This window comes from Paenibacillus sp. JT22N7 (assembly GCF_059383875.1).
This window is the reverse complement of sequence record NZ_JBXENY010000015.1, coordinates 112,085-124,362: the sequence shown is the minus strand read 5'-3', so window position 1 is coordinate 124,362 and position 12,278 is coordinate 112,085. Positions and strand designations below refer to the sequence as shown.

Here is a 12,278-nt window from a genome sequence, read left to right as displayed (position 1 = left end):
CAGCTCGAAAGGTGGCCGCGATGAAAATTACCATTGGGCAAGTGATAAAGGACTTGAAAGCAGGCATAGAGGTTCCTGTTCCAACCGTTGATCAATTGAGCTTTGGGCACGAGCATACCGTAGTGAAAGGAATCGTTACAGCCTTTTCGGCCACCCATTCTATTATTGAGCAGGCATTCGCTTTGGGCGCCAATTTAATTGTATCGCACGAGGGCTTTTTTTATAGCCACCATGAGGCAGGAGATTGGCTGCGCAACGACGCTGTTGTTGAGGCCAAAACGGCTTTCATTGAAAAAGCAGGTGTCGGCATTTTTCGCTTCCATGATTATATGCATAGCTACCAGCCGGACATTGTCTTGATCGGTTTGCTGCGCAAGCTCGGTTGGATGGCAGCCGAAACGCAGCCAGCCGAGGCAATTGTAGATATACCCGCTATGCAGCTCGCCGAAGTGGCTGATTATTTGAAAAGCAAGCTGCACATTCCCTATGTCCGGGCAGCAGGGGAACCCACAATGCCGTGCAAACGCGTAGGTGTTCTGGTAGGATATAGAGGCGGCGGAAGCTCAGCAATTCCATTGCTCCAGCAGCAAAATGTGGATTTGATTATTGCTGGCGAAGGACCGGAGTGGGAAACGCCAGAATATATAAGGGATGCGCTGCATCAAGGGCACAGCAAAGCGCTCATTATGCTTGGCCATGCCGAGAGCGAAGAGCCGGGGATGGAATATTTAGCTGAAATGCTAGCGGAGAAGTATCCGAAGCTTCCGGTTTGTTTTTTGGTAGATGCCCCTGTATTCCAAGTGTTCTAAAACAATCAATAGGTAGCGATTTCAAATACTGCTTTGCTGCTAAGGGGACTTCATTGAAGTTCTTATTAGGGCAGAGCAGGTTTTTTAAAATATAGAGAAAGGATATGATTTTCTCATCCTTTCTCTATATTTCTACGCGAAACGGTAGCTTTGCCGCCAGAGGGTGGCGAAAGCCGTTTACGCTTGAAATATAGGAAAGGATATGATTTTCCCATCCCTTCTCTATATTTCTACGCGAAACGGAAGCTTTGCCGCCAAAGGGTGGCGAAAGCCGTTTACGCTTGCGATAAGAGAGTTCAACCTGCGGAGGCAAAGTATGAAACAGCAGAGGTTTGTTTTTAGCAAAAGCATTGCTTTTAGGTGGATCATTTCCTATGCCATCATAATGCTCATCCCATTAATCGTTAGCGCTGTCGTGTACACCCAAACGAAAAAGGTAGTAGAGTATGAAATTCAGCGGGCTAGCGGTGCCATGCTCAAACAGGTTAAATATATGGTAGACAGTGAAATCAACCAAGCAGAAAAGCTGGCTATGCTGCTGTCTATTCATAATGACGTGAATTCCTTCCTGAATATGAATCCGGACTCGGAGCAGAAGGAAGCCTTTCAAATTTTTAAAATCCAGCAGGAGCTGAGCAAGTATAAATCCGCCAACAATTTTATAAAAGGGATTTATCTGTATTCCGGCAAGCTGGGTACGATACTTACAGACGAGACCTACGCGGATTCAGCCTTATTTTATGAGATGAATCGCCAGCAGTTTAACATCAGCGAGCAGGAATGGCAGAAAATTTTGGCTACACCGATGATCCAGTCGGGGAAGCTGAGGCCTTTTATTCAATTTAAACGGGTCGGAAATACGGTTTTATTAATTAAGCCATTATCGAATATAAAGGAAAAGGACACGACGCGAGGCGTACTATTCATCGCTTTAAATAGCAGCACCGTGCAAAAAATGCTGGCGAATGTCGATTGGGTCAACAATGGGGACGTCTATATCGTCGATCATGCGAATCAAATTATGTTTCAAAATAATAAAATAGATAGTCCGCCGATTTTTTCTATGGTGGAGACGGACAATAAAGAAGCAGATTCTTCCTTTTTGACTATTGCCGGAACGGAAAATATGGTTTCCTTTATCGCCTCGGATACGTCTGATTGGAAATATGTAAGCGTTTTCCCTTCGAATACCTTTTGGGAAAAAGCCAGAGAGATTCGCAATTTGAATTTGCTTGGCTTGCTGGTCTGTTTTTTAATTGGTGGGGTCGTCATTTATTATGTTGCGCGCCGCAATTATAATCCTGTTCGCGAGCTGGTCAATGTATTCTCCTACGCCAAGCAGGAGCGGAGCATGTGGCGAGCAGACGAGTTTTCGTTTATTAGGGAAAATGCGCTGGCAACGATTCGCGAGCGGGATGATATGAGCAGCCGCGAATACAAGCAGCTTCGGGTGCTGCAGGCCTACTATTTGACGAGGCTGCTCAAAGGGCAGGCAGAGGAAGGCTTGTCCGTCCAAGGAGCGGCGGGTCGTTACCATTTGAATTGGAGCACTGAGCATTTTGCCGTACTGCTCTTCGATATTGGGCCAGACGAAGCAAGCGCGACGTCGATGAATTTATCCCATTTTATCGTAACGAATATTATGCTTGATGTGGCTCAGGAGTTTCATAGCTTAAGCTTTACCGATATGGACGGCATGCTTGCTGCGGTTATTAACATCCACCCCGATCGCATTTCCGTCTGGAAAGAGGACATGGAGCAGGCTTTGGTGAAAACGCTAGAATTTACCGATCAGCGCTACCGCTTGCAAATTGTGATGGCCGGGAGCGAGCATGAGGTCGGGGTAGCGGGCATACATCATGCTTATTTGCAGGCGCTGGAGGCCCAAGAATACCGCTTATTTTCAGAAGAAAATGTGTCGATTTGGTATGGAGATATTGAGCCTGTGGAAGCTGAATATTATTTGTCGATCAATGATGAGCTTGCTTTTATCAACATCATTAAGACAGGAGACCTGGAAAAAGCGACCGAGAAGGTAGATGATATTTTGAATCAGGTGTTCAGCAGCCAATCCTCCGTTGAAATGCTCAAATGCGCGATGATCGATTTGGCAAGCTCCATGATGAAATCTGTTCCGCTGGAAGCCCAGCAGGCTCAAATATGGGAAGAATCGCGACCGATGAAGCGTCTGCTCGCCTGTACAACTAGGGGGGAGTTCCGGCAGGAGCTGCTGCAAATTTTACAAATGGTGTGCCACAAAATCAATGAAAAGCTGTCCTTGCTGTCCAATACGGGAATTGGAGAACAGGTGGCGGAGTACGTAGAGAAAAACTATGACGATATTAATCTCAGCGTATCGATGATTGGGGCCGAATTCGGCATTACCCCGCAATACGTATCGCGATTATTTAAAGAGCAGAAGGAGCTCGGCCTGCATGACTTCATTAGTCAAACGCGCACTTCTAAGGCGAAGTTGCTGCTTCAGCAAGGCGCAAGCATAGAAGAGACTTCATCAAAAACGGGCTTCTCCAGCAGCAGTGCCTTCATTCGAGTATTCAAGAAGTATGAGGGGATTACACCGGGCAAATATAAGAATCTACAAGTTGAGCGGAGCTAAAACACACATATATGCATGCAAACGGAGGTCTTGATGTTGGCAAAAGGGTTCAGCAAAAAAACGGTGGGCAAGCCTGTCCTTTTTCTACTGAGTTTCATTATGCTGGCTGCTGGCTGCAGTCATTCGAATTCAAACAGCAATATGGAAGGCATTGTTAATACTAATGTCAATAATCAAACAGGAGGCGTGTTTTCTTATCCTATGCAGGGCAATGTCGAGCTTTCTTTTATGGATGAGCAGCTTGGCAGTACGCCAGAAGTGATGCCGATTGATGAAGAATACGAGCAGCGGACCGGTGTTAAAATCAGGCATTTGGGTGGAACGCCGATGACGGATCAAAAGTTCAGCCTGCTGCTCGCCTCGGGAGAGCTTCCTGATATTTTTCTAAATACGTGGCTTCAATATCCCGGCGGGCCAGATCGGGCTGTGGAGCAGGGGTATATATTAAAGCTGAATGATTTAATTGACCAGTATGCGCCGAATTTAAAGAAAGTGCTTCAGGAAAATCCCGACATCGACAAAATGATCAAAACGGATGACGGCACGTATTATGCTTTCCCGTTCATTCGTTCAGATGCTGGCCGTGTATATGGCGGACCTATTATCCGTAAAGATTGGCTCGACGAGCTGAATTTGGACATTCCCGAAACGATTGAGGAATGGCATACCGTATTAACAGCGTTTAAAGAGAAGAAAAACGCCAGCTCACCAGTCACGTTCCGGACGATGTTTTTGGGCGAGCGTACGAGTGGTTTTGCCGGCGCGTTTGGCGTAATGGGCAATTTCTATGTCATTGATGGAAAAGTGACGTACGGCTATGTCGAGCCGCAATATAAAGAATATTTAAGAGCGATGAGCCAGTGGTACAAGGAGGGGCTAATTGACAAGGACTTTGCTTCCATCGATGCGGCAACTGTTGATAAAAAAATGTCCTCCGGCAGCAGCGGCGCAACGATTGGCTGGCAGTTTTACATTGAAAAATACAATGCTGCAGCTCAGGAAACCGATCCGAAGGCGAACTTCGTGGCCGTCCCTTACCCAGCAGCGGTAAAAGGCGAGCTTCCAGAGTTCGGTCAGTTGGACAATGCATATGCAGGGACAAGCTCCGCAGCGATTTCCGCTACTGCTGAAAATGTAGAAGCAGCCATCCGTTGGCTGGATTACGCCTATTCCACTGAAGGAAGCATGCTGAACACCTATGGTCTGGAAGGGGTCACGTATAAACTCGGCAACGGCAAGCCAGTCTATACGGATTTGGTCGTCAACAACCCGAATGGACTAGGCAGCGACCAAGTGATGCTGCAATATTCACATGGCACCAACTTTCCTATGATTCAGCAGGATAATAATTTACCAGCGAAATATGAGCAGACGACGGAAGCGCTGGGCATCTGGAAAAACACGAATCACGAGAGCCACCTGCTGCCGCCAGTGACGCCAACGGCTGAGGAAGCGGATGAAATGAGCAGCATTATGAACGATATTAACGCATTGGTTAAAGAAGCGGAGCTGAAAATTATATTAGGCAATGAGTCTGCCGACAACTACGATAAATATGTTCAGCAAATGAAGGAGCTGGGCATTGAAAGAGCGCTGGAAATTCAGCAAGCTGCCTATGAACGTTATTTGCAACGTTAAAGCGATACGATACACGAGCCCCTCATATGTAATGCCATTAACGGCTCGCAAACTATAAGGAATTGTAAAATTATATTTGTATAACCATTGAAAACATATTTCTAATGTTTAACTATGAAATTCATAGAAAGAGATTTTAGATTGGTTATCTAATTTTAAATTTATAATAAACATTATTTTTTTGGAGGTACATGCCGATAATGATATAAAGATGGAGTTATTTCCCTAGCGAGAGGTAAAGTGAAATGTATATAAGATCGAATTTAATGGCTGTGAATGCAAATCGAAGTTTAACTATTAACAATGATAAGAGAACGAAGTCTATGGAAAAACTTTCATCTGGGCTTAATATTAATAGGGCGGCAGATGATGCAGCGGGGATGTCAATATCAGAGAAAATGCGTGGGCAGATACGTGGTTTACAGCAAGCATCAAGAAATATACAAGATGGAATTTCACTTATTCAAACTGCTGAAGGCGCTATGCAGGAAATCCATGCTATTCTGCAGCGTATGAATGAATTAGCTGTGCAAACAGCAAATGGTACTTATAGCGACACTGATAGAAAAAATAGTCAGAATGAGTTCAACCAGCTGCAGGCTGAGATTGATAATATTGCTGAACATACTAATTTCAATGGAATCAAGCTTTTGAATGGAGAGGCATCTGGTGACCGTACTTTTTCAGCAAACTACATTGCGAAATGGAATTTTACTGGAAATCCCAATGATGAGGATAGGATTGGCATACGTGATCTTACCTTAATGTTAGCTGCAGATTTTGAATTTGTTAGTCCCAATAATATAAATAATACGTGGGTTGATGTTCCAATTGGGGTAAATATAAATGAAACATTAAGTAATTTGTTGAGTAAGTATACTAATTTAAAAGCCCGGAATATTGGTTTTCCATCGGAGCAAGAATCAGTACAAAATACAAGTTTATACATTTCGGGTACGACCGTAATTCTGCTAACAGATAAAGAAATCACTATATCATCCTCGGCAGGCATTCCAGCCGATCTCCTGACGGGAAGCCCAGCAACACTAACACTTAGTGGGGAAAGTGGAATATCCATTCAGACGGGCACTGCTGCTGGTGAGAACTTGAATATAGGCATGCCAAACGTAAATGGATCTGCAATAGGGGTGGCTGGTTTAAATATCTCATCCCATTTAGGAGCTTCTAATGCTATTGTTCCTATAAAAAATGCTATTAATACAGTATCCTCTGAACGAGCCAAGCTTGGAGCTTATCAAAACCGTCTTGAACATACGGGAAGCAATATTCTTAACTATGGGGAAAACCTATCCGCTTCGGAGTCAAGAATTAGAGATTCGGATATGGCAAGAGAAATAATGGAACTTGCAAAATCTCGAATTTTGACTGATGCAGGTCAGGCTATGCTTGTACAAGCGAAGATGATTCCGCAAAATATATTAAAGCTACTTAGTTGAACGACATTGAAGATAAAAATTGCTTGATATTATTGACAGATGATTGAAATAACCTTTGCAGGAGAATATTCATGAAATCACTACTCAGAAAACATATGGCAAGCAGATCGACCATGTAGCCGATAGCAGGCATGACATGATGGTACGTTTTGGAGAGGGCAAACAAACTCATATTATTTTTATCGAAAATAAGCTAGGCACGGCGAGAGAGATCAGCAGTTGAAGCGTTATGCAGATCATTTGCGCAATTATGAGGCTGATGGCTGCCGCACGCATTTCATTTATATAACGAGGGCTTACGCCCCCAAGCGAGATGCGGATATTTTACAAAATCAAAATGGCAATCAGGCGACCTTTCATCAAATCCGTTGGTTTCAAGTTTATAACCATTGAACGGTTGAATGAACTGTAAGAGCTAAAGCAGCAAACTCCGGAATTGGAGTGGAAATCGACAAATAATGGTTCTTCTTATTAAAAGCAGTTCACAGCAGATAAAGCCCTAACCGCCAGATGTTTTTTCTGGTAGTTGGGGCTTTTATTTGAAAGATTAAACTGCACGTTCTCCCACTTGCAGCGCCGGCTTCGCCGAAGCACCTTGCTTTGGCGTCTTCAACAAGTTGCCGACTAAATATTTTCCGAATGAGAAACGATTGAGCAGGTTGGCGATAACTAGGCTGACGGCAATGCTCCCCACATAACAAACAACAAACGAAACGGCGAAATTTGTTTTCGGCAAAAACTGGAGCAGCAGCTTCATGACGATCATGTGCAATAAGTAGAGGCTGAACGAATATTTACTGATGAGCATAATGAATCTCGGCACGGAGCGGGTTTTACCTGATAGATAGAGGATCAGCCCAATCATGGCGATCGTATAAAGCATCATATCGGGGCGTTTCGAGGATATAATGGTGAAAATGCCTTGCTGCTGAAAGCCCATCACGGCAATGAAGCAGACGGGGATGATCGCAAACAGCCAGACGCCTTGTCTGCTAATATATTGCTTCACCTGTTCAAAATGCCTTCCAGCATAATAGGCCAAGGTAAAATAAAAAATCCAGCCGACGGCGAGCAGCCAGTAGCCTCTTTCCCAAATGTATGTAGTGACAGCGGATGAGCCTGGGGCTGATGTCGCGCTGAAATAAGCTAAATAACCGAAGTTCAGCACAAATGAAGCGAGTATAACCGTTAGCGGTTTAAGCTTGCTGGCATATCGATTAAAGAGAAAGTGGAGAATATGAATTTGGAATAGCAATAGGATGAACCAAAGCACGAAATCGCCTAGAAAAATATTTTTGACCGCTTCGATGGAATAGGAGGCAAACGTAAAGGCACCATTTTGAGCCGTATCAAAAATAGCAAAAATGAAGCTCATGAACAGAAACGGAATAAGCAAAAAGAGCGCCCTTTTTTGAAAAAAGCCTTGTGGCGGTTTGCCATGATACGTTTTGGCATTCAGAAATTCAGATATAAATACAAATGTCCCGGTGCCAAATAAAATGGCCATTTGAAAAATTTTGAGCAAATAGAAGGCGATCCCTTCCTGCCCGCTGAAATACAACGCCAAATTATTGCCCAAAGCGTGGTTTAAAATGACAAATAAACAGGCAATTGCTCGCAGCCAATAAATTTCATTAACTAATTCCTTTTTAATCGGACTCACCCACTCCTCTTTATTTGATACAAATTGTATCACTTGAAAAAGGAAGTTTCAATGTGAATTTTGGCGGGGAATTGCGTATTTTTTTGCTGAAGATGAATGTTTACTAGTATCCGCGCTAGGCCTTGTTAATTGAAACCCCTATCCAAATCAGATATAGTATGGATATATTTAGCCGTATGGAAAAGAGGGTGCTTTTTCAAATCAATTTGGTATAACGGTTATGTTTATTCAAAGGAGTGAGAGGATGGATTTCCAACAAATCAATGAATTAAAGCAAGAGCTCGACAGTCTAAGACCCTTACCCTCCGCGGCCGTCCGGAATTTAGAGGAGGTTTACCGAGTAGAGTGGACCTACAACTCAAATGCAATCGAGGGAAATACGTTAACGCTCTTGGAAACAAAGCTGGTGCTGGAGGAAGGTCTAACCATTGGCGGTAAAAAGCTTAGAGAGCATTTCGAAGTCATTAATCATTCTGAAGCGATTAGTTATGTACAAGACATCGTGCATCGTAATATGACTATAACGGAATCAGTAATTAAATCTATTCATCATTTAGTATTGAAAAATATTGACGACGAGAATGCAGGACGTTACCGCTTCATTAATGTTCGAATATCTGGATCGCAGCACATACCACCGACTTATGTATTTGTACCTGAAAAAATGGAAAGTTTGCTGCATTGGTATCAAGAGCAGCATAACCGTCTGCATCCTGTTGAATTAGCAGCCAGGCTCCATTTTCAGTTCGTTTTTATCCATCCGTTTGCAGATGGCAACGGGCGTACGGCTCGTTTATTGATGAATTTGGTTTTAATGCAGCATGGATTTCCTCCTGCCATTGTAAAAGCAGCCGCAGATGCAAGGTTGAAATATTATGAGACGTTGGAAGAAGCCAGCAGCAATGACCAGTTGGAGCCCTTCATCGCCTTAATCGCTGATTGTGTAGAGGAGAGTTTACGAACATACATTTCTGCGGTGAAATAAATGTTTTCATCTATTTTTGAAATTGCCACAGCACCACAATCTATGATAAAGTAAAAACACTAACATAAAGGGAGGTGAGGTAGGTGAATCACGAATTGGTCAATAACCGTATTAGCCAGCTGCCGATTGCTATGGCTGGCATTGTTCATGCATTTTCCGCGAACGGGATCAGTCTGTCCATTTTTAACGATACGGATATACCATTCGCGAGAAGACGCCTACCTTAACCACAACGGATTGCTTTGCCATTCGAAGGGTCGCGGGCTTGTTGCTGCGGCTCTTTTTGAATTATAGGAAAGTATATGATGTTTCTATCCTTTCTCTATATTTTTCGGAATGAAACGCGCTGCGCCGCCAGAGGACGGCGACAGCCGTTTCACCTTGAATTCTAAGCATTTATAAGTTTTATCCTTATATTCACTTAGAATTCTCCGACAAAGCTCTTCGCTCGTCCTAGAAGGACGACGAAGTCGTTTTTGCTTGTGTTTTCAAGCTAGGGTCTTCCTCATCAAATAGGAGGCTCTTCAAATGATTATTGTAAATGTACAACAAATAAAAAAATACCACGCGGCAAATCTGGTGCTGGATGGCGTAACGCTTCAGCTTCAGGAGGGAGAGAAAGTAGGGCTCATAGGCCGCAATGGCTGTGGCAAATCGACGCTTCTCCGGCTGATTGCCGGACATGAACAGGTTGACGATGGGATGCTGACTGTAAAGAGGGATTTGCAAATCGGCTACTTGCCGCAAATTCCTGCTGCGTTCGAATCACTTACTGTATATGAGGTAATGGCCTACGGATTTCGAGAGCTGATGGCCTGCAGGCAGGAAATGTCGGAGCTGGAACGCGAGATGGCGGGGGAAGAAGCGGCAAATGATGCTGTAAAAATGGCGAGGCTATTGAAACTATACGCCCTTGCGCAGGAAAAATTCGAGCAGGGCGGCGGCTACGACATGGATACGGCGATTGATCAGGTTGCCAGCGGCCTGCGCATTGACCGCAGCTACGATCAGCGGAGCTTCAGCAGCTTGTCGGGCGGCGAGAAAACCCGCATCGTTCTAGCTTCACAGCTCGTCGTCCGTCCGGATTTGCTGCTGCTGGATGAGCCGACGAACCATCTTGATCTCAAAGGGATTGAATGGCTGGAGCAGTTTATTCAGCACTATGAAGGCGCTTGTGTTATCGTATCGCATGACCGTTATTTTCTCGATACCGTCGGCACAAAAATGATTGAACTGGAGGATGGCGAAGCCCACACCTATCACTGCAACTATAGCGGTTATCTGAAAGAGAAGGAGGAACGGCTGCTCCAGCAATTTGCCCAGTTCCAAGAGCAGCAGAAAGTCATTCGAAAAATGAAAGAAACGATTCGCCAACTGGAAGAATGGGGCCGCATCGGCGACAACGGGAAGTTTTTCAAGCGTGCGGCGTCGATCCGCAAGGCGTTAGAGCGATTAGAAACGGTGAAGCGCCCGGTTTTGGAGCGGAATACAGCGGAGTTCGAGCTGTCGCCGCTTGACCGTTCTGGACGCAACGTCATTTCGTTTGAAGGTTTGACGAAACAGTTCGGGGAACGAGTCATTTTACGGGAGGCAGAGGGCGGCTTGCTATATGGCGAGAAAGTCGTGCTGCTAGGCGATAACGGCTCCGGGAAAACGACGCTGTTTAAGCTGCTGCTCGGGGTGATGGAAGCGGATAGCGGGCAAGTGGCGCAGGGAACGCGATTGGAAATCGGATATTTGGCGCAGCAGGAGCCGTTAAAGGGCAATAAGCAAACGGTACTGGAGCATTTCCGGCTGGAGGGAGGCTTGGAGGAAGGCGAAGCACGGAATGTGCTTGCTAAATATTTATTTTATGGGGCGGATGTATTTAAGCCGCTCGCAGCGCTATCTGGCGGAGAGTGGTCACGGCTGCGGCTTGCGCTGCTTGTAAGACGCAAGCCAAATTTACTGCTGCTTGATGAGCCAACTAACCACCTGGATGTCGCATCGCGCGAAGCATTGGAGGAGGCGCTGGAGGATTTCCCCGGCACGGTGCTTGCGATCTCGCATGACCGCTATTTCATCAATCGTTTGGCTAAGCGGGTATGGGAGCTGGCACAAGGAAAGGTCGCCACTTATCTGGGCAACTATGATGATTTTAAGGCGAAGCGGGAGGAACGGCTTGCTCAAGCAAATTCATCCGCCAAAGGAGAGGCGAGAACAGCTAAAGGTGCAGGTATAGAAAAGCCACGCTCAAATGGAAGTCCGGCACCTGCTGAAAGCAAACTGGAGCATATGGAGCAGGAGATAGCTAAGCTTGAAGCCGAAATTGCAATAGCTGATGCCGAGCTGGAACGATTGGATCGCATGGGCGACACGGAAAATCTTGAGAAGCAATGGAGGGAACGGGAAGAGCTGCAAACGAGGCTGGATCAGCGTTTGGAGCAGTGGCTGGAGCTGTCGAGCTAGTGCATATTTGGAAAATTTTCAAAAAAGTTGTCACCAATGGCGCCCAAAACAATACTCTATATAGACGAATGACTATATAAAAAAACGGAGGTTTTGTTATGGATCGTACAGATCGTGCATTTGTTCCTGGTGGTGGCTTTGGTGGTGGGTTCGGCCGTCCTTTCTTTCGTCCGTTCCCTCATCCTTTTTTCCCTAACCGTTTCTTGTTCCCATTTTTCTTCTTTTCACCATTTTTGTTCCCTTTCTTCAGAGAAGGCAACTCGGACGACATGATATACGCTCAGCACCAAGCCCAGCATGGGGAGACGCTAGCGGCAGTTTGTCATAAATACAACGTTCCTCATGCGATCATGGAGGAAGCCAATCCCCATGTGAACCCGGCTCAATTAAAAGCAGGGGAAATGGTATACATTCCGCGAATTTCTAATATGATGTGTCAAAAGACATATTCGGAGACGGCGGTTGGCGGCCAGCAAACTCAGCCCATGATGTATCCCGGGCAGCATTCCTAATCTTTACTTGAAAATAACAATAAGCCGCCGATCGCTGTGATCTGGCGGCTTATTTCTTTTATCTGTAAATATTCAAGTGATAAACATTGTGATTTTTGAAAAGCTATGCTTACATATAGTGTTATTATTCAAGGAATTGGTGTAAAATA

10 protein-coding genes are annotated in these 12,278 nt (G+C 45.0%); 9 read left to right on the top strand and 1 reads right to left on the bottom strand.

Features of this window, described 5'->3' with window-relative positions; all coding sequences use genetic code 11:
- The first annotated feature begins 20 nt into the window (after positions 1-20).
- The 5 genes from AC50Y5_RS30200 (at position 21) to AC50Y5_RS30180 (ending at position 6,914) form a co-directional block, all read left to right on the top strand.
- The gene (locus tag AC50Y5_RS30200; RefSeq protein WP_494865189.1) at positions 21-809 is read left to right on the top strand and encodes a Nif3-like dinuclear metal center hexameric protein; all 789 of its coding nucleotides are present in this window, start codon (positions 21-23) and stop codon (positions 807-809) included.
- A 316-nt stretch (positions 810-1,125) separates the two neighbouring features.
- A complete protein-coding gene (locus tag AC50Y5_RS30195) occupies positions 1,126-3,426 on the top strand; it encodes an AraC family transcriptional regulator (protein WP_056038845.1) in 2,301 nt (766 codons plus the stop codon).
- Positions 3,427-3,459: 33 nt separating this feature from the next.
- Positions 3,460-5,064, top strand: coding sequence for an extracellular solute-binding protein (locus tag AC50Y5_RS30190; RefSeq protein WP_494865187.1), 1,605 nt, complete (start codon positions 3,460-3,462; stop codon positions 5,062-5,064).
- Positions 5,065-5,309: 245 nt separating this feature from the next.
- On the top strand, positions 5,310-6,521 hold the full coding sequence (locus tag AC50Y5_RS30185; RefSeq protein WP_056038839.1) for a flagellin N-terminal helical domain-containing protein: 1,212 nt from the start codon (positions 5,310-5,312) through the stop codon (positions 6,519-6,521).
- A 219-nt stretch (positions 6,522-6,740) separates the two neighbouring features.
- The gene (locus tag AC50Y5_RS30180) at positions 6,741-6,914 is read left to right on the top strand and encodes a hypothetical protein (RefSeq protein ID WP_494865184.1); all 174 of its coding nucleotides are present in this window, start codon (positions 6,741-6,743) and stop codon (positions 6,912-6,914) included.
- Between the two features lie 154 nt (positions 6,915-7,068).
- On the opposite strand, the gene AC50Y5_RS30175 is transcribed toward AC50Y5_RS30180, so the two are convergent.
- Entirely contained in the window at positions 7,069-8,184 is a 1,116-nt protein-coding gene (locus AC50Y5_RS30175; protein WP_494865182.1) for an acyltransferase family protein, read from the bottom strand.
- 244 nt (positions 8,185-8,428) lie between these two features.
- Here AC50Y5_RS30175 and AC50Y5_RS30170 point away from each other — a divergent pair, with 244 nt between their 5' ends.
- From AC50Y5_RS30170 to AC50Y5_RS30155, 4 genes are all read left to right on the top strand, one after another.
- The gene (locus AC50Y5_RS30170) at positions 8,429-9,169 is read left to right on the top strand and encodes a Fic family protein (protein WP_494865180.1); all 741 of its coding nucleotides are present in this window, start codon (positions 8,429-8,431) and stop codon (positions 9,167-9,169) included.
- Between the two features lie 83 nt (positions 9,170-9,252).
- Positions 9,253-9,396, top strand: a complete 144-nt coding sequence (locus tag AC50Y5_RS30165; protein ID WP_200931651.1) for an RAxF-45 family protein — start codon at positions 9,253-9,255, stop codon at positions 9,394-9,396.
- Between the two features lie 301 nt (positions 9,397-9,697).
- Positions 9,698-11,617, top strand: a complete 1,920-nt coding sequence (locus AC50Y5_RS30160; RefSeq protein WP_494865177.1) for an ABC-F family ATP-binding cassette domain-containing protein — start codon at positions 9,698-9,700, stop codon at positions 11,615-11,617.
- Between the two features lie 98 nt (positions 11,618-11,715).
- Entirely contained in the window at positions 11,716-12,129 is a 414-nt protein-coding gene (locus AC50Y5_RS30155; RefSeq protein ID WP_056038829.1) for a LysM peptidoglycan-binding domain-containing protein, read from the top strand.
- Positions 12,130-12,278 lie beyond the last annotated feature (149 nt).

Excerpts from the sequence above, each read along its gene's own strand:
- AC50Y5_RS30200 (WP_494865189.1), top strand. The coding sequence starts at position 21 with ATGAAAATTACCATTGGGCAAGTGATAAAGGACTTGAAAGCAGGCATA.
- AC50Y5_RS30195 (WP_056038845.1), top strand. The coding sequence starts at position 1,126 with ATGAAACAGCAGAGGTTTGTTTTTAGCAAAAGCATTGCTTTTAGGTGG.
- AC50Y5_RS30190 (WP_494865187.1), top strand. The coding sequence starts at position 3,460 with ATGTTGGCAAAAGGGTTCAGCAAAAAAACGGTGGGCAAGCCTGTCCTT.
- AC50Y5_RS30185 (WP_056038839.1), top strand. The coding sequence starts at position 5,310 with ATGTATATAAGATCGAATTTAATGGCTGTGAATGCAAATCGAAGTTTA.
- AC50Y5_RS30170 (WP_494865180.1), top strand. The coding sequence starts at position 8,429 with ATGGATTTCCAACAAATCAATGAATTAAAGCAAGAGCTCGACAGTCTA.
- AC50Y5_RS30160 (WP_494865177.1), top strand. The coding sequence starts at position 9,698 with ATGATTATTGTAAATGTACAACAAATAAAAAAATACCACGCGGCAAAT.
- AC50Y5_RS30155 (WP_056038829.1), top strand. The coding sequence starts at position 11,716 with ATGGATCGTACAGATCGTGCATTTGTTCCTGGTGGTGGCTTTGGTGGT.